Annotated in this window: 14 protein-coding genes; 9 read left to right on the forward strand and 5 right to left on the reverse strand. The window is 42.6% G+C overall.

The window, feature by feature from the left end; all coding sequences use genetic code 11:
- Position 1: 1 nt before the first annotated feature.
- The gene (locus tag LEP1GSC050_RS14140; protein ID WP_010571861.1) at positions 2 to 1,261 is read right to left on the reverse strand and encodes an FAD-dependent oxidoreductase; all 1,260 of its coding nucleotides are present in this window, start codon (positions 1,259 to 1,261) and stop codon (positions 2 to 4) included.
- 441 nt (positions 1,262 to 1,702) lie between these two features.
- Here LEP1GSC050_RS14140 and LEP1GSC050_RS14150 point away from each other — a divergent pair, with 441 nt between their 5' ends.
- Positions 1,703 to 3,349: an ATP-binding cassette domain-containing protein gene (locus LEP1GSC050_RS14150; RefSeq protein ID WP_010571863.1), complete on the forward strand. Its 1,647-nt coding sequence runs from the start codon at positions 1,703 to 1,705 to the stop codon at positions 3,347 to 3,349.
- Between the two features lie 4 nt (positions 3,350 to 3,353).
- Here the strand turns inward: LEP1GSC050_RS14150 and rdgB are convergent, their stop codons facing one another.
- The 4 genes from rdgB to LEP1GSC050_RS14170 form a co-directional block, all read right to left on the reverse strand.
- Positions 3,354 to 3,947, reverse strand: a complete 594-nt coding sequence (gene rdgB / locus LEP1GSC050_RS14155; RefSeq protein ID WP_010571864.1) for an RdgB/HAM1 family non-canonical purine NTP pyrophosphatase — start codon at positions 3,945 to 3,947, stop codon at positions 3,354 to 3,356.
- Positions 3,944 to 4,282 carry an STAS domain-containing protein gene (locus LEP1GSC050_RS14160; protein WP_010417441.1) on the reverse strand — a complete coding sequence of 113 codons (339 nt, stop codon included), beginning with the start codon at positions 4,280 to 4,282 and terminating at the stop codon, positions 3,944 to 3,946. Before LEP1GSC050_RS14160 ends, rdgB begins: the two co-directional genes overlap by 4 nt.
- A gap of 280 nt (positions 4,283 to 4,562) precedes the next feature.
- Complete coding sequence (locus LEP1GSC050_RS14165) at positions 4,563 to 5,834, reverse strand: hypothetical protein (RefSeq protein ID WP_010571865.1); 1,272 nt, start codon at positions 5,832 to 5,834, stop codon at positions 4,563 to 4,565.
- On the reverse strand, positions 5,824 to 7,356 hold the full coding sequence (locus LEP1GSC050_RS14170) for an MBOAT family O-acyltransferase (RefSeq protein ID WP_020987701.1): 1,533 nt from the start codon (positions 7,354 to 7,356) through the stop codon (positions 5,824 to 5,826). Before LEP1GSC050_RS14170 ends, LEP1GSC050_RS14165 begins: the two co-directional genes overlap by 11 nt.
- Positions 7,357 to 7,699: 343 nt before the next feature.
- Here LEP1GSC050_RS14170 and LEP1GSC050_RS14175 point away from each other — a divergent pair, with 343 nt between their 5' ends.
- The 8 genes from LEP1GSC050_RS14175 to LEP1GSC050_RS14210 all read left to right on the forward strand — a co-directional run bounded on the left by LEP1GSC050_RS14175 (position 7,700) and on the right by LEP1GSC050_RS14210 (position 18,614).
- Positions 7,700 to 10,873 (forward strand): SpoIIE family protein phosphatase, encoded by a 3,174-nt coding sequence (locus LEP1GSC050_RS14175; RefSeq protein WP_010571867.1) that lies wholly within the window; start codon positions 7,700 to 7,702, stop codon positions 10,871 to 10,873.
- Between the two features lie 238 nt (positions 10,874 to 11,111).
- Positions 11,112 to 12,917, forward strand: coding sequence for an ATP-binding protein (locus LEP1GSC050_RS14180; protein WP_232225723.1), 1,806 nt, complete (start codon positions 11,112 to 11,114; stop codon positions 12,915 to 12,917).
- Complete coding sequence (locus tag LEP1GSC050_RS14185) at positions 12,914 to 13,357, forward strand: response regulator (RefSeq protein ID WP_010571869.1); 444 nt, start codon at positions 12,914 to 12,916, stop codon at positions 13,355 to 13,357. Before LEP1GSC050_RS14180 ends, LEP1GSC050_RS14185 begins: the two co-directional genes overlap by 4 nt.
- Before the next feature lies 1 nt (position 13,358).
- The gene (gene lvrB / locus LEP1GSC050_RS14190) at positions 13,359 to 14,495 is read left to right on the forward strand and encodes a hybrid histidine kinase/response regulator LvrB (RefSeq protein ID WP_010571870.1); all 1,137 of its coding nucleotides are present in this window, start codon (positions 13,359 to 13,361) and stop codon (positions 14,493 to 14,495) included.
- A gap of 64 nt (positions 14,496 to 14,559) precedes the next feature.
- On the forward strand, positions 14,560 to 15,825 hold the full coding sequence (locus LEP1GSC050_RS14195) for an esterase/lipase family protein (RefSeq protein WP_010571871.1): 1,266 nt from the start codon (positions 14,560 to 14,562) through the stop codon (positions 15,823 to 15,825).
- 127 nt (positions 15,826 to 15,952) lie between these two features.
- On the forward strand, positions 15,953 to 17,233 hold the full coding sequence (locus LEP1GSC050_RS14200; RefSeq protein ID WP_010571872.1) for a lectin-like protein: 1,281 nt from the start codon (positions 15,953 to 15,955) through the stop codon (positions 17,231 to 17,233).
- 194 nt (positions 17,234 to 17,427) lie between these two features.
- The gene (locus LEP1GSC050_RS14205; RefSeq protein WP_010571873.1) at positions 17,428 to 18,102 is read left to right on the forward strand and encodes a response regulator; all 675 of its coding nucleotides are present in this window, start codon (positions 17,428 to 17,430) and stop codon (positions 18,100 to 18,102) included.
- A gap of 59 nt (positions 18,103 to 18,161) precedes the next feature.
- Positions 18,162 to 18,614 carry a Spy/CpxP family protein refolding chaperone gene (locus LEP1GSC050_RS14210; protein ID WP_010571874.1) on the forward strand — a complete coding sequence of 151 codons (453 nt, stop codon included), beginning with the start codon at positions 18,162 to 18,164 and terminating at the stop codon, positions 18,612 to 18,614.
- Positions 18,615 to 18,630 lie beyond the last annotated feature (16 nt).

Below are 18,630 nucleotides of genomic sequence, written 5' to 3' on the forward strand. Positions count from 1 at the left end.
CCTAGGCTTTAACGATAGACGATTCGACCCAATTTTTTACGTCCAACGCCGTGGATACTCCGGCTTCCAATAACGGAATCCCGTATCGCGCGTACGAACCGCAAAGCCAGACCTTTCTTCCGGGCATCTCCTGTAGTTCTTTCAATTCCCGTATCATTTCCTTCGAGGCTAAATCGATGACCGGACGCTCGAATTTCGAACGACTCAAAATCGAATTGGGCAGAGGTTCGATCATGGGATTCCAAGTTTGGAAAACCGGTTTACCGCTCATTTCGGGCAAAACCTTATTCAGTAAAATCGTCGCGGTTGCTCTCGAACCGTCCTTGGAAAGAGCGAAGCACATCGGGGCCCAATGCTTTTTTTGTTTTGGCATAAACTTAGGATCGGAATGTGTTACGACTTCGGAGGACTCGTACTTGAACGATGAAAGCAATTCTCTTTCTCTCGCATGTTCGTCGGGCAGCATGGAAACCGCTCGATTTGCAGGAGCAGCGATCACGACTCGATCGAAATATTCTTCGTGGTTATCGAATAGCAATCGAACCTTATTTCCGTTTAATACGATTTGTTTCGGTTCGGAATTTAACAGTATTTTAGAAGCTCGTGAAGCCAAACGGTTCGTGATATCTCGAGTCCCTTTTTCCGCCGTTAAAAATCGTAAAAATTTTAGGCCTTTGGAATGATATCGAATCACGGCTTCTGCAGGGTAATTCTTGGCGCTTTCGGAAGTACAAGTATTGATGGTCGAAAACATCGGTATTAAATACTGGTCTTCGAATTCTCGCGAATACTGAAACTTATGCAAAAAATCGGAAATCGTCAGCTGTTCTTCATTCAATGTTTCTAATTGAGTTTCCGATTCCTCGTAAAATCGCATCGCATCCGAAAATATCTTCCTCGATTTGGAATTTGAGAAGCAAGCGATATAGGGTATCGGAAAAAAATTTCCTCCTAACGCAAAGGTCGAGAATCCGAAATAAGTCGTTCCGTCTCCGTAGTTTAAGGAAAATGAATAGTCGACGGGCCTAACGGCGATATCCGCCTCTTTGAATAAGTCGAGGAGACACGGGTAATAATTTTTTTTAAAAGCTCGAAAGGGGACGTCGATTCTAATCGATTTACCGTTCCAATCCAAATCGGTTCCGTGAGCATCCATTCCTACAAGAGAATGCCTTTCGATTAGCGTAACTTCGTGCTCTTTTCCCAAATACCAACAAGCGCTAAGACCTGCTATCCCGCTACCTATGATTGCAATTTTCATTCGTAATTCACTATCTCAATGGAAAAAGGAAATTCAAGGTAAAAGCTACGTATCCGGAAGAGGAACTACAAAAATAGGAATGAATCTCGGAATTATTCTTCGATTTTAAGGGCTGTTCTCCTTTTTTAGCGATTCCATCCCGACTCAGGTTTACGAATTTAATTTCCCTTATAGATCGACTACGAAAGAAAAATCCGAAGGAGAAAGTTTCATTTAGGTCGCTTATCAAAGTATAAATTCTTGAATTTCCGAGAACGTAGAATGTGCCTACGAATATTATGAATTCATCGCCTACATCATGAAGTTGTTGGAAATTTTTTACGTAATCGGAAGAGGCGATTCTAACAGATCGGTTTTAGTTGGCAAATTCGGGGGGTCTTGGAACTCTGGTATTATCCCCCTTTCTTCTTCGGAAGTTGCCTAAACGGATAGGTAGGTTTTATGATCAGCGTCTCAGGTCTTTCCCTAAATTTTGGTAAGAAGGTCCTCTTTGAAAACGTAACCTTGAAGTTCAAAGAGGGGTGTCGTTACGGCTTGATCGGAGCTAACGGATCCGGTAAATCGACTTTCATGAAAATTCTAGCCGGCTTGGAACAAGCGGCAGCAGGTTCGATTGCGATAGATGTAGGCGTTAAGGTCGGCTACCTTAAACAGGATCATTACGAATACGAAAACGAAACCGTACTAAATACGGTCATGATGGGTAATAAAGACCTTTGGGAGATCGCTAAGGAAAGAGACGAGATTTATTCCAAACCCGAAATGTCGGATGAGGACGGAATTCGAGTTTCCGAACTGGAAGAATCCTTCGGCGAAATGGGCGGATACGAAGCCGAAAGTGTCGCGGGTGAATTACTCGAAGGTCTTGGGATTCCGACCAACATCCACAGCCAAACCCTTTCTTTTTTAACCGGAGGATTCAAACTTCGGGTCCTATTGGCGCAGGTTTTATTCCAAAAACCTGATGTATTACTCTTGGACGAACCTACCAACCACTTGGATATCAAAACCATTCATTGGCTGGAATCTTTTCTTTTAAATTATAAGGGAGTCGTTGTGGTGATATCCCACGACCGTCACTTCATTAACTCGATAGCTACTCATATTGCGGATTTGGATTACCAGACTATGACGGTATATCCGGGAAATTACGACGAATATATGGAAGCGGCCCAAGCCTCTCGTGAGAGAAGCGTTGCAGATAATAAACGTGCTAAGGAAAAAATCGCCGAGTTACAGGAGTTTGTCAGCCGGTTTAGCGCCAACGCTGCTAAATCGAAGCAGGCGACTTCTCGTCAGAAGATGATTGAAAAGATCAAAGATAATATGGTGGAAATTCGTCCGTCCTCGAGACAGTTTCCGTACATCGTCTTTAAGATGAAACGTCCTCTCGGTAAGGACGTGATTATCGCCGACGAAATTTCCAAGGGTTATGAAGACAGAGTCATATTTAAGAACTTTACCATTAATATTACGAAAGGTGAAAAGATCGCCATTATCGGCACCAACGGCGTAGGTAAAACAACGCTTCTTAAAACTTTAATGAAGGAAATCGAACCGGACTCCGGAACGGTGGTTTTTGGCGAATCGGTAGAAGCTTCGGTATTTCCACAGGATCATCGCGAGGGAATCGGACAGGACGCGGATACGATCGTAGAGTGGTTATATCGGTATGCTCCTCCGGGAACAGAAATGGAAGAGATTCGAGCCATCTTAGGAAGAATGCTTTTTAGCGGAGAAATGGCAAAGAAGCCGACGCAAGTTCTTTCGGGAGGAGAAAAGTCCAGAATTATTCTCGGCAGGATGATTCTATCTCAGGACAATCTTCTCGCACTGGACGAACCCACCAATCACCTTGACCTTGAATCTATCGAATCGTTGAACTACGCGTTGACCAAGTTCGAAGGGACCGTATTATTCGTTTCTCATGACCGTGAATTTGTATCTTCGATTGCAACTCGAGTGCTTGAAGTGACTACCGAAGGTATTCGCGACTTTAAAGGAACTTACGAAGAATTTCTGGAGCGGGAAGGAGTGGAGTTCTACAAACGACTTGCTGGCGGTCCGGTTTTGGCGGAATCGAATTAATTTGCTACGATTGTAGATTCGCTTTCAGATAAGAGACTAGTTTATCCAAAGCGACTTTACGATGTGAAATCGTATTTTTCTTTTCTTCACTTACTTGTGAAAAACGAGCTTGGAATGCGGGAAAATAAAATACAGGATCGTAGCCGAACCCGAATCCAGTTCTATCATAATCTTCCGCGATTTTACCTCTGCATTCGCCTTCAAAAGTCGATTCGGAGTTGCCGTTGACAAGAGCAATCACGCAAACATATTTCGCGTCACGATTTTCTTTACCTTGCATTCTTTCCAAAAGGAGTCGAGCTCTTCCCTCATCGTCCAACCCTTCCCCCCCGAATCTCGCCGAATAGATTCCGGGTTCTCCGCCCAGAGCTTCGACACAGATACCCGAATCATCCGCTAAGGATGGAAGTTTGCAGAGAGAATATAATTCTCTGGCTTTAAGTAAGGCGTTTTCTTCAAAGGTGGCCCCGGTCTCTTCCGGATTGCATTCGACGCCAAGCTCTCTAGGAGTCTTTAGCTCGATTCCTAGAGGGCTTAATATGGACCGAATTTCTCGAATTTTATGAGCGTTATTGGATGCGATTGCGAGGGATTTCAATTTCCCAGTTTAAATTCATCAAAAGCGTCATCGATCGTTGGAACGACTTTGAACACTTTATCGAGCATCGTAATTTCAAAGAGTTGAAGCAGATCCTCATCGTTCACGACGATGATAATATCTCCTTCCGCAGAATTGAATTTTTTCTTATAAGAGACTAAAATCCCAAGAGCGGTCGAGCAGATATGACTAACTTCCGTAAGATCGATGATGACTTTAGGGGAGGGGTCGAAATTGTGATCGCTAAGGTTACGGTCCAGTTCCTCGCTGTCTGATTGGAGGATGGATCCGGAGATCTTGATGATATGAATGTCGTCTTGAACCGTAATTTCCATGTGAGTACCGAAACCTTGTGTGCCGATTTGAATTTTTTATAGCAAGCAAAAAAACATATTTTGCCGAGATTGCCGTCTTTCTTTTGTTAGGGTGAGGCTGAAAATCGAATTGTGCGGCGCTACTTCAGTGAAGTTTCGCTAGAAATGGAAGCGAATCCGATTTCATCCGACATAAAAAATGCAGTTACTAGTCTTTTATGGATTTCTTTCAAGACCGAAGAAGATGACTGTCGATTTTCGAAACGACAAGCCTATTTATCGAGCATTCTTCGACAGATCCCTAAAGGGATGGATGTAATGAATGCTCGTCGAGAAATTTGTATACTTTAGGCAATACTAACTCGTGAAATTCCCTGTTTAAACGCTCCTCTCCTCTGCAATCGAAATGGATCAAATCCACAAAAAGCTCTTTGGGATAACCGGCGCTAGGAAATGAAAAGAATTCGGCGTTCTTCCTGCCTTTTATTAGGGCTTCCACTTCCGAATAGATGGCTTTAGAATTTTTCGTATTCTCCAATTCTTGTATTCCGGGCATATATAGAAATCCGAAAAGAATTCCCTCTTTCTCGCAAAATTCTATCAATTCTATAAGCGAACTATAATCGTGAGGGGTGACGATATTTTGAGATTCAATCGATTTCTGTAATATATGTTTTACGTATTCCCTGGATTGAAAGGTTTGGAGTGGGTTCATCCGATTGGAAATATTATATTTTCCGTAATAAGTATCCAGCCATTCCTGAATCCTGAAATTGTCCTGTAGCTGAGAACCGGCAGGCAAGCATTGCCCCGCTTCGATCGCATCGCAGGAAGAGCAAGTTTTGATCCATTCGGAGGAGTCACGCTCCGTTTTCCAATTGGAAAACGTAAAAGCGTTTATTACGGACTTCCTAAATTTATAGGTCGAGTAAAGAATTGGGGCCGCCTTGGATAGGATAAAAATCCGTTCCACGCCTTGAAATTGCCCTGCGAGCTCGGCGAATGAAAACTGGTGGAGATACCTTTGTCCGAAAAAATCCCATAGAAACGTGTCGGCAGCCTGAGGATCCAAAGGATCCAGCGAGGACGCCGTCGGCCGCTTAAAGAAAGTATTTTGCCAACCTTCGTTCCATCTACGATCGATGTACATCGGTACGCTTTCGTTCTTAGCGGTTTTCTGACCCGAGGGATCATAAAGCGGGAAGCCGTATCCTTGGGAATAAAGAACATGACTTGCGGCAAACAAAAGTAATTTCGGTTTTTTGTTCCCGAACCGCAAATATTTCTCTATAAGAAATTTATAATATCTTGGGCCCATGGCCGGAAGGCTATGGTTGTATACGGCATAATCTCCGCTTTTATCCTTGGCCTTTCCTGATAAGGCCATACTCCTGGAATCTCCCAGGATGATAACATCAGCCGTACCCGAGCCGGACTCAATCGAGTTTTTCTTATAGTTTACGAAGAATGTTTCGGGTTCTTCCATATAATGGCTAGGAAGTATGCGAACAATTCCTTCTAGTATTAGGAAAAAAAGAACGGCGAGAATTAATCCGGTGAGTTTAGAACGCAAAGTAAATAACCTCTTTTCCGAATATTCCTTTGAGTATGACTGTTCCGAACAATAGAATAAAAACCAAGGCTTGCAAAATCGGACCTTTCTTTAAAAGGAAATATCTGTCTTTTCGGGTATAAACGAAATAATCGATAACTAAGAGAGGCAAGGCGATTCGGAGCATCTCCCAGAAATAATGGCCTACTGATAATACTCCGTTTACCTGATCGATGAGATTCCACGGTGAAAAAATCTGGGAGTAAAGTAAGAGCATATGATTCGTATCATAGGCTCGAAAACCGACGGCACTTAAAGCGAATAATAAAAAAGTTAGCATACGGCTGCCGATCGCGACCGGAATTCGGATCCAAATCGGTTTTTCGGGAGCATTTGCTGTCGGAGGGAAATTCCATAAAATGCTCATATAGATTACCGTAAAAATACCGTTTAAGAGTCCCCATGTGATGAACGTCCAGTTGGCGCCGTGCCAAAGGCCGGAAAGTCCGAATACCAAAAGTATATTTCGAATTTGTTTTGTTCTGGTCGTGCGGCTTCCGCCTAACGGAAAATACACGTACTCTCTAAACCATCTATTTAAGGTTACGTGCCATCGAGTCCATAACTCTATCGGAGTGGCAGAATATTCCGGAGTCTCGAAATTGACTGTCAGTTGAACTCCCAGGAAACGAGATATTCCCAATGCGATAAAAGAATACCCGGCAAAATCGCAGTAAATCTGTATTAGAAACCCCAAGGTAGCCGAGAGAACTTGACCGCCGCCCATACCGAGAGCGTGGTCCGGGTGGGCTAAGTAAGCTTCTTTGTTCGGAAAGTAAACCTGATCGACTAAAGGTCCTAAATTATCCGCGACATAGACTTTCAAAAAATAACCGAGAAGAATATCCCAAACTCCTTCCAATAAAATTGCAGAGTTTGGAAATTTAGGTTTCTTTAATTGAGGAATCAGATCCCCGGCGCGTTCGATCGGTCCTGCGACAAGTTGCGGGAAGTAGGTGACGAATAACGCGAAATCAAAAAAATCTTTCTCGGCGGGTATCTGTCCTCTATACACGTCGATCGTATAAGACATGGTTTGGAAAGTGTAGAAACTGATGCCTACCGGTAATACGATGGATCGTAACAGTAACGAGTCGCTTCCCCCGACTGGGCCCCATCCTAAGAGACCGGATAAAGTGTTCCACTCGTAGATGAAGCTGTCCGCAAAGAAGTTGAAATACTTCATTGTGAATAAAATACCTAAATTGGCGAGAATCGAGAACCAAAGAAAGATCCTTTTTTGGGTTTGATTTCGAGCGCTGTTAATTCCGAGTGCTGCGGAATAATCTACGAAGGTACTTACGATGATAAGGGTAAGAAAAACCCAGTCCCACCAACCGTAAAAAAAATAGGATGCGGCCAGTAACCAGAGATTTTGGCCTCTTGCGGCCAAAGGGTATCTTTTGGCGAAACGACCAAAGATCAAAAAGATTGCATAAACGACTAGAAAAAAGAGTAAAAATACGAAAGTGTTGAAAAGCATCGGGTTGAAGTCGAGTCATCGACAGTTTTGCGGGCGAATTCAATAGGTCAACTTCATTGGCGGTATTTATGAACCAAAAATTCCCGTCGGGATTTTGCGATAAGCACTTGTTTTTCGCTTATATTTCGGTTCGATGCAGTCGAGCGCTTCGAGGATGGAAGATAGTTCACAGCCGGGTTTAGAATAAATATTGAGAATACACTAAACGAGTCGCATTTTTATGTCTGCTGAGTCGATAATCGACTCTAACGGAAACAATTTATTATTTAATCGAAAAATCGATTTTATTATCTGATTTTTCTGCACGAATTTCTTCATCTAATCGGCAGAGCATCTTGTAAGAATGAATTCTATTTTTTTAAACTTTTATGCGTTCGGTTCTATCCTAGCGGCCTTCTTCTGCTTGTATGTCGCCTTTTTCTTTCTTACGATTAAAGACGGAAGTAAAGCGGCTTTTCATCTAGGTCTCTGCTGCCTATCCTCTTTTTTCCATCATATAGGTTATATTTGGGGTTTTATTTCCTATGACGAAAGCACGATCTTTCATCGGTGGATTGTCGTCGCCGGCCCTTTAATCAGTTTTACCCAACTTGTCGCCTTCTTTATATACTTTCCCGCACTCCGATCCAGGGGATTGAAAATAGGTTTAAGCTTTTACGCGTTACTTCATTTAGGTGTATTAGCCGTAACCGCTTGGTACGTTACAATATCGCTGGGAGCCACTCGCACTTTCGTTGCAGGGAGTCATTATTGGGATTTTGAAACACACGTATTTTATAAATATTTTTCGATCATTATCCTATTTTACGATGTCTCGTACCTTGTGATCGCTATATGGAAAGCCGTCGTCGAAAAAGGGAAGGAAAGACGATCGGTAATATACATTCTGTTAGCTTATATCGTAGTCACGGTCGTGCCTGGAATACTGAACGCGATGAGTCGAGACGGTTCTGTTTCACGAGCCGCTTATCAACAATCTTTCGATGCAGGCATGGTAATCGGTATGTTCTTGATCCTTATCGTGTATGTAAACGCCACTAAGGAACGAACCACGATTTTAAGCAGAATCGTTGGAATTTCTTTAGCTACTTTTGCCGTCTGCTATCTGTTAGTCGGTTATTCCATTTTAGAAGGTTACGAGGAAACATACGACGAGAGTAAAAATAAAGATACCGTTTTAGCCGTGATGAATAATCAATCTCCTCAAGGATTGGCGTATGTTTCTTCGTTCGATCCCGATTCCGGAAAATTCGAAATTGAAAAAGGATCGAAAGATCCTCGATTTAACTCCGAGGATAACCTAGAAACTAAATTTTTCAGAATTCGAAATCAGTTAATAAACGTCGGTTCGGATTCATCTTTAGAAAGATCTATTCGCATCGATTCCATTTTAAAATCTTCCCCAAGGGAATTTTATGCATATGCCGAAGGTTTACGTGCATTTCTAAAATCGAGGCAAGAAGCTTCCGATGCCGATATCGCAACTTATTTTCGCGGCACGAATGAGAAGTTGAATATCATAAGAAGTAAATTTTCCCACCTTGCAGATCGCAAAGACTCTCAATCTATCCGAAAATTGTTTTCCTCCGAAACGATCGGGGTTTCAGAAACTCTATCGATCGTACGCGACAAGGCCTTGGCGGCGATAAAGGAAGGGAAAAGCGAAGCTGAAATTTCCAAAATCGTATTATCTTTTCTTTCTCCGATTCACGAGGAGGGTAAACGAGTTTACCGAGGAACTCGGTTATTCAAACCGGGAGATCCTAAACCGCAATTTTATTTAGCCTACTATTTCTCGAATCCTAGAAACGGGAAAATCTACGAGGTAGGCTACGACTATCGGGATTATAGGGCGTTCCAAAACAAGCCCGCGATGGTTTTAGTGATTTCATTAGTTGGAATGGTACTCGTAGTCGTTGTCGGATTTCAGTTTTTCTTCAGGAATGCGCTCGTTTTACCTATGGACGAGATCGTGACCGGTCTTCGGGAAGTTAATTCAGGAAACTTAAATTATCGACTGGTTCCTCGAGTCGAAGACGAGATCGGCTTTATGGCCAGATCGTTTAATCGAATGGCTCGAAGTATTCAGGCAGGTAGAAAACGCTTAGAACAATACGCGGATGAATTGGAAGAAAAAGTGAAGGAGCGGACTAGCGAATTGGAGCAGACCTTGGGAGAGGTGCGCGAATTAAAACAGCAACAAGACGGGGATTACTTCTTAACATCCCTTTTGATCAAACCTCTCGGATCGAATAAGGCAGTTTCCGAGAATGTGAGAGTGGATTTCTTTGTTGAGCAAAAGAAAAAATTCACATTTAGACGATTCGAAGATGAAATAGGCGGAGATTTGAATATCTCAAACCATATCCGATTGCGTGATCGATCCTATACGATTTTTTTAAATGCCGACGCGATGGGAAAATCCATGCAAGGAGCCGGCGGTGCTCTTGTTTTGGGCGCAGTTTGTGAATCAATCATAGAAAGAACTAGGATGGCGGCTACTATGAGGGAGCAATCGCCGGAACGTTGGTTGAAGAACGCGTTTACGGAATTGCATAAGGTGTTCGAAAGTTTTGACGGATCCATGCTGGTATCTACGGTATTAGGACTCATCGATGACGAGTCCGGTATATTATACTATATTAATGCAGAACATCCATGGACAGTATTATACCGGGACGGTATTGCGAGTTTTATCGAAGATGATTTGATGTTTAGAAAATTAGGAACTACCGGGCTTGACGGCCAAATATATGTGAAGACTTTCCAATTGGAACCGGGAGATGTGATTATCGCCGGTTCGGACGGTAGAGACGATATCCTTATCGGCACCGAGAAAGACGGTTCAAGAATCATCAACGATGACGAGCTACTATTTCTCAGAAAAGTGGAACAGGGAAAAGGGGATCTTAAATCCATTTATCTTGAAATCACTTCGCACGGAGTATTAACGGACGATCTATCGATGATTAGATTATCTTTTAAGGAAGACGATCAAAATGTTAAGGATAATGAAAAAGCACAACGAGAAAAGGTTCTGGAATTTTTACGGCAGGCGAAGGAACGAGCCAATAATAAAGATATAAAGGAAGCATTGTCATTTTTGGAAGAGGCTGAAATGATAGATAGTCGCATTCCGGAAGTAAAAAAGAATTTCGTTCGATTGTTTATAAAAATGAAGAATTATCCGAAAGCGGTCCTTTATGCGGAAGATTATCTAAATATAAAACCGGTCGATAAGGAAATTCTGTATGTTGCCTCTTTCGCAGCTAGAAAGGCGGGGGATTTGGGAAAAGCTCAGGATTTCGGGGAGAGATTATATTTAAGAGAACCCGAACATCTTAAAAATTTAATTAATTTGGCTCAAACCTATATTGCCCTTAAAAATTATGAAAGGGCCGTAAAAATGACTATCGCTGCGCAAATTTTGGACTCGGAAAACGAAATCATATTAAGAATCAGAGATGTGCTAAACGGTTTATCGGGAAAACATAAAGTGGAAGATCGAGAGAATTAATGTTTTAAGAATATACTCCGGTCGAATGCGACTACCCGGATGCCGAATTAAAGGGATTCTTTCTATGTCGCATTAGAATTTTAGAAGATACTTTATAAAGTCACATAATTATTGACTTGAAGCCAATAAAAACTATGAGGAATATTCGGTCTCTCTATACTTGATTCGAGTCAAGATTGTTATTTTAACTGTTCCTATTGCAAAAAACGCCGTTTCTGGCGAATTTTGAAGAATATGATTGAATATTGAACCTTCTCGGGTAAAATACTTCGTTACTCAATTATGTATGTTTGATACAGCTTATTCGAGAAAGTTAATCATCGGTTTTTCTTTAGCTGCTTTGCTGATCGTTGCGATCGGTGGGGCATCGCTTGTCAGTAACCGAATCTCAGCGGATGCAAAATCTTGGGAAAGTCATACTCAGGATGTTATACTTAAATTAGAGTCGATCTCTTCCAGCATGAAGGATTCCGAACTCGCTAGCGTTCGTTATCAGAATTCGTATAACAGTACGTATCTTGAGGATTTTAGACGTTCATGCTCGATCGTCCGGGAAAAAATCCAGGATCTACGGGTGTTAACCTCGGATAATCCCGAGCAAATCGAGAATATTCAAAAACTTGAATCGATGGTGAAAAAGTGGGCAGGATTATTCGATGAAAAATCGACAACCCGTAGTCGCGACGGCTTAGAGTCCTGGGGCGAAATATTAGGGACGATTGAGCTGATGAAAAACTTGGAGCAAAGACTATTTAAAGCCCGCAGCGAAAATTCAGAGCTTCAGGTGTTGGTCGGCCAAGCGATTATTTATATATCGATTGGATTTCATCTCCTCTTGCTCGCGCTCTTATATGGAATTCTAAAGTCGGAGTCAATTAAACGAAAAAACGCGGAGAATGTGCTCTTTGAAAAAAAAGCTCTTTTGGAGCTGATATTGAATAGCATGGCGGATGGGGTTGTTGCGCTTGATGAACAAAAAAGAATTTTTTTATACAATGCTCGAGTAATGGATTTAGTCGGAGATGTTCCGAATAATCATACTCGTTGGGAAGATTGGATTCGCGGCAATGGATTTTCGATCGCTAAGGAGACGGATGCGGAACTTTTCGATCGCAACGGAAAACCGTCGAATTTCTTCGAAATGGAAAGAAGCAGGTTTTTACTTCAAAGGAACGGAACCTCCGGCTCGGAAAATTGTATTTTAGAAATAAACGCCAGGACGATGAAAGATCAAGGCGGTGAAATGTTGGGAAATGTAGTTCTGTTATCCGACGTGACGGAACGGTCCGACTGGGAACGTCAGATTAAGGATCTAAATAACGAACTTAATAAAAACCTAAAAAAGGCGGAAATTGCCAATCGAGAGCTGGAGGCATTCAGTTATTCCGTCTCTCACGATTTGCGATCTCCGATTCGAGGGATAGACGGGTTCACTAAAATATTGACGGAAGATTATTCGGAAGTATTGGACGCGGAGGGTCGACGCATACTAGGCGTAATCATGGATAGCGCCAAAATCATGGGGCAATTAATCGATGATTTGTTGGCTTTCTATAGAGTATCGAAAAACGAACCGAAGACGGACCGATTGGATATGAATAGACTCGTAAAAGATTGTATTGTCTCCATGAAGCAAAGCGGATCGATTCCGGAGCTGGAGATCAAAGTGGAAGTGGAAGATTTACCTTATGCAACGGGCGATACCTCCATGGTTAAGCAGGCGATTTTCAACTTACTTTCTAACGCATTTAAATATTCTTCGAAAGTACAAAATGCGAAAGTTAGAGTCGGTGGTATAAGCGGAGCGGTGGAGAATACTTACTTCGTTCAAGACAACGGAGTCGGCTTTAATAGTCAGTATTCGCATAAACTTTTTAAGATATTTCAGAGACTTCATTCCCCAGATGAATTCGAAGGCACTGGAATCGGTTTGGCAATCGTGGAAAGAATTGTGAGTAGGCATGGAGGAAAGGTATGGGCAGAGGGAGAAACGAATCAGGGGGCAACGTTTTATTTTACGCTGCCGTCAGGAGTTGAATTATGAGTAGCTCCGGAAATTTCGAAATTCTGTACGCGGAGGATAATCCCAACGACGCAGAGCTTACGATGCGGGGATTTAAAAAGAACAATCTGATCAATAATGTGATTCATGTTAGAGACGGGGAAGAAGCTTTAGAATTCCTATATTGTAAGGGAAAGTTCGATAAACGAATCGCAAACGAATTTCCTTTGTTCGTATTATTAGATTTAAAAATGCCTAAAGTTGACGGACTGGAAGTGCTTCGAACTATGAAAGGCGACGATAATTTAAAAATGATTCCTGTAGTGATGCTTACATCATCGTCCGAAGAACGGGATATAGTAGAAAGTTATAAATTAGGTGTAAATAGTTATATAGTTAAGCCGGTCGAATTTGAAAAGCTTGTGATCACTGTAGCGGAAATAGGACAATATTGGTGCATCTTAAATAAATCGGTGTCCTAGCATGAAGCCATTGAAATTTTTATTTTTAGAAGATTCTCCCACGGATTTAGAGCTTATTCAACGCGAGTTGAAAAAAGGCGGGATCGAATATATTCCTGTGCACGTTCAGGATAGAGAGGCGTATTTAAGGGCGATCTTCGAAGAGAAGCCGGACTTTATTTTTTCGGATTTCTCTCTCCCGGATTTTGACGGTCTATCGGCTTTGTCACTCGCAAAGGAGTCTTGTCCTGCGACACCTTTTATATTTGTCTCGGGGACGTACGGCGAGGAAGCCGCTGTTCAAACTCTTACAAGGGGAGCGACGGATTACGTATTGAAAGATCGTCTTGTAAAACTTGTGCCTGCGTTTCGCAGAGCTTTGAGAGAAAGAGACGAATACGAAGCCCGCCGCCAGGCTGAGAAGGATAAATACGATATTGAAGAACAGCTGCGTCAAAGCCAGAAGCTCGAAGCCATGGGTTTTCTCGCCGGAGCAATGGCTCATGAAATAAATAATCCGATTATGACAATTATTGAATATTCGAAGCTTGTGGAAGCCGGAGAGCACGACCAGGAAAAAATAAAACGAATTGCTTCAAAGATTCATAATGAAGCGGAACGAATTTCGGTAATGGTCAAGGATTTACTTCGATTTGCGCGCAAAGAAAAAGGGCAGCATGAAAAGATAAACTTAAAGAATACTCTGATAAAAATGCGATCGATCGTCGAGCAACGGGTTAAAATGAGCAATATCACTTTAAACTTGGATCTCTCCGAAGAAGTTCCTCTTGTCTTATGCAAAGAGGGTCAGATTCTGCAAGTACTTTTGAATCTAGTGAATAATTCGGTGGATTCCTTAAATCAGCGTAAGGAAGGATATTACGAGGATAAACGAGTGACTGTGTCGGTCAAAATGGTGGACCTTGGGAATAAGCCCTTGGTTAGAATTACGGTGGAAGATACCGGTTTAGGAATTCCTCCTGAACTTGGTCGGTCCATTTTTAATACTTTTTTCACGACAAAGGAGGCCGACAAAGGAACAGGCCTGGGCTTATCCGTTAGTTTAAGCATTGTAAAAGAACATGGAGGATACCTTTCTTTCGAAAGCGTTCCCGGAGAATACACTAGATTCTTTTTAGATTTACCCGTATCGTCCTAAATTTTCACAAAATTATAATGGATCTTTGCTTGAATTCTGTATCTAATTGCCGGACGGAAAAAGTATGCCGGCAGACGATTTATACAAACCAACAAATCCAAGTTTCCGGCTTAGTAAAAAAGCCGTTCACATTGCCAAAGACGTTTCCGTCGGAACGTTAGAGGGAGTGCGTTCTATCCTTGCTAGATCATTCGAATGGACTTCCGGTCGTCTGGCTGAGATTTCCGGCGCGCCTTTGATTGAAAATTCCGAACTCGCTTCGTTTTTGAAAAGGACCGGGACCTCGCTGCAGCAAGCTGCGGAAAAGACCGAAGAAGGTCTTGCGAGAGCGCTCGAATCCACTGCGACGGCAATGCAAAAGGCGTTGGAATCCTTGGACGCAGCAGATTCGGTCGTTAAGAAGACCTTATTCGAGAATATCCCGATCTCCAGTATCGTGGGAGATTCGTTTGCCGATTTTCTTACAACCTCTTTGATTCGCCCTTCGTTTCGACTAAATGGCTTGGATGTAGGCGCCCGCGAGATAGTCCAAGATTGGAAGAAGTCCGGATTGCAGCAGATTATAATCTGTATTCCGGGGTTATTCTGCGACGAAGGATTATGGAATGCAAAAGGGGAGGTCACTCCATCTGCGATTATGGTTCGTGAGGGATATTATCCCATTTATGTGCGTTTTAATCCAGGCGCTCATATTTCCGAAAATGGAACCGCCTTATTAACGTTAGTTGAGGAACTGCTATCGTTTCCGGAATTCGTAGATCGAAAACTCGATTTTATTTCCTTTAGTCAAGGGGGACTCATTTTCCGAAGCGCATTATTCTTAGCTATGCAGAAGGGTTTTCCTTTATCGAATCGGATTCGACACGCGTTATTAATTAGCTCTCCGGATGGTGGATCTTATATCGAAAAGATCGGCTTTTGGTTGGGCTTAGGAGCGGAATCCTTACCGGTATTTCCGGTAAATCTAATCGGATTTATCGGTAACCAAAGAAGCGACGCCATGAAAGATTTGTCGCACGGAATTATCCGAGAGCAGGACTGGAAAGAACCGAATCAGATCTCAAGATATAAACAGGAATTGTACTTTAACGAACTGGATGACGTTAATGCGACGCAGGTTTATAGCCTAGTCACCGCGGAGGAAGGCAATTGGTCTGACTGGATCGGAGACGGCATAGTCGAGAAGCCTAGCTTGGTTTACTTGTCGGAGCGGGTCTATCGCCAGAAACCAAATCCTGAAACTAGAGTTTGGAAACTTACAGGCTTATCGCATTACCAAATAATGACTTCTCCAGCATTGAAAGAGATCCTAATTCAAGTTTTGAAATAAGAAACGATCTTAAATTTATAGCGGTCGTTATAAATAAAAAATTCCGTATATAAGTGTAAAATAAGTGAGAATTTGGAGGAAACTCGAGCGGTTCCATAGAATAGGCCAAAAATTTAGGTGAAAATGGATGAAGAGAATTTCTATATTTCTGGTCCTATCGGTGTTTCTTACCGCCGGCAATAGCTTGTTTGCAAGCAGGGGGGCGGTGGTGCCAAATCCGATCGATTTGTTTGAAAAATCGGCGGAGGCAAAAGCGATTTCGATTCAAAGACAAATCCAAATCGAAACGAATCTACCGGCTCATAAGGCCCTCTTTTACGGAACGCATAATTCTTATAATAGTAAGGCCTACGCCGGACCTTTCTTTTCATATTCTTTTCCGAACCAACAGTATTCGATCGGTGATCAACTGCGCTTAGGAGCAAGGTTCATCGAGTTGGACATACACTACGTACTCGGTGCGCATTTTGCAAAGGACTTCCTACTCTGTCATGCTCAGGCCAACGGCGTAGGATGTAACGTATTCGATAGACCTGTGGGAAACGGTTTGGCGGAAATCCAAAATTGGATCAGTCAACCTCAAAATAGAAACGAGGTCTTGGTTTTATATTTCGAGGATTATCTGGACAATCGTGCCGATCAATTTTTAGGAATCGTACGAAGTTACTTGGATCCGTACTTGCACCAATATAGCAGCGGATCCTGCGGAGAAATACCTTCTCCTGATAATATGCCGAAATTGAAAGACTTGGTCGCGTCCAACCGTAGGATTCTTCTTATGAGTAACGGCTGTTATTCAGGAGCTTGGAATAGCTACTTTAAAAGAATTTTCTTCGGAGATTACACCATACATCCTAAGGATTTCCGAGGATACCCGGACTGTAACTGGAGTCGTAGCACTTACGATTCTTCCATGACGAGAGTGTATAACGATAGTACGAATTATTTCGGAATTTTTGACGGCGCGAAAGAGACCGGTACATTTACGAACGCGAATATTCCTCAGATGCTTTCCTGCGGTATAAGCGTTTTCGGTATCGATCAGTTCAATCCGGATTTTGCCAAATTAGGACTTTGGTCCTGGGGTGTAGGGGAACCGAACAACTATAATAATAACGAACACTGCGGGCAAATTCGGAGCGACGGTCGTTGGAACGATAATAATTGCAGCGCAGGTTTCCGCTACGCTTGTAAGGACGGTAGCGGCAACTGGACGATTACCGATGATAGCGGGGTTTGGAACAATGGTCGTAACGCTTGCTCTTCCCGGGGCTGGCAGTTCTCCGCGCCGCTAACTCCTTATGAAAATATAAAGTTGCAAGAGACCAAAAACTCCAAGGGAGTCTCCGATGTTTGGGTCGATTTGACGGACCAATATCGCGAAGGTTATTGGGAAAGAGGTCGATAAGACCGATTTATTTTCAAACGGAATCCATCCTCATTACAAACCGGTCCGGGGACCATTAAGCCGCTTCCCCCTGACCGGTCTTTTTTTTATCGACGTCGTAATCTAAACCGTTCAAAATCCTTAGTTGCGGATACAAGACCTATGTCCCTCTCGATTTGTAGCTGAAATAAGGAGCTAGGGAGAACTCATTTTTTATGGCGTATCGATCGTATAAAGTTCTACTTGCGGAAGATGATGAAACTTCTGCGGACTTGCTGATCCATTATCTCGAAAGATTTAATTTCGAAGTGGACCATGTCGTAGACGGTGCCGCAGGTGAATTAAAGCTTAGAAAAGAAGCTTACGATGTGATTCTTCTCGATAACCAGATGCCCCTCATGTCAGGTCTGAGCCTAGTCGCTAATATGCCCGAGAAAAACAGAAATAAGCCGGTGATTTTTCTCACTGCAAGTAACGAGAAAGAAAACGTGTTGTACGCCGCTTCGAGCGGACAATTGGCGGCTTATCTTTTAAAGCCGATCGATCTGAATTCGTTGCTCGAAAAAATTTTAAACGCTCTTCGAATCAACTCTAGCTCTTTAGTCGACAAGAAAGTATTTCCATTTTCTATCCAAAAGATTTCTCGGGAAGGGTATGGGATCGGTGTTCGTTTAATCGGATGCCCATACGGTAAGACTGCGGAAAGGATCGCACAAGAGATAAGTTTCGTATTAAAAGAACTGCCTAAGCCGCGAAAATTCTTTGTGGAAGTTGAGGAAGCGTTTCAATATCAGAAAAAGGCTTCCGAGCTGTTGAACAGCATAGTGACAAAACTCGTCGCGAAATATGAAATCTCGCAGGAAGATATTCTTATCATCGACAGGGTTTAATTTTTTGGGAACCCGATTCTCCGATTTCGGTCACAGAGTCGTAACGAGGAGATGAACTGATGTTTCGCAAAGTTGCAAAGATAACTACAATACTGCTGGTCCTAGGCTTAGCTACGGTCTTGACCCAGGGTTGTCACCACAAATGGCGTTCCCCTGAAAAAAGGGCTGAATTCGTCGTAAAGAAATTGAAATCGGAGTTGGATCTTACCGAAACCCAAGCCGCAACGTTGGATAAAATCAAAGCGGATGTGCTTGCTAAACGCAAAGAATTAAAACTTCAGGAAGGTCCGTTTCTGCCTAAGGAAGCCGTCGAAGAATTGCGCGGAGATAAGCTGAACGTAGACAAATGGAATAAATACGGCCAAGAAAATGAAAAGAAAATGGGCGAATTTCGCGCATTTTTTCTCAAGAAAGCCGTTGAATTTCATGCGATTCTGACTCCGGAGCAGAGAAATAAGCTGGCGGATCTCATTACTAAGTTCCAAAGTAAATTCGAAAAAGAGAAAGAATAGGGAGCTCCCTATTCTG

The organism is Leptospira broomii serovar Hurstbridge str. 5399 (assembly GCF_000243715.2).
GTDB lineage: Bacteria > Spirochaetota > Leptospiria > Leptospirales > Leptospiraceae > Leptospira_B > Leptospira_B broomii.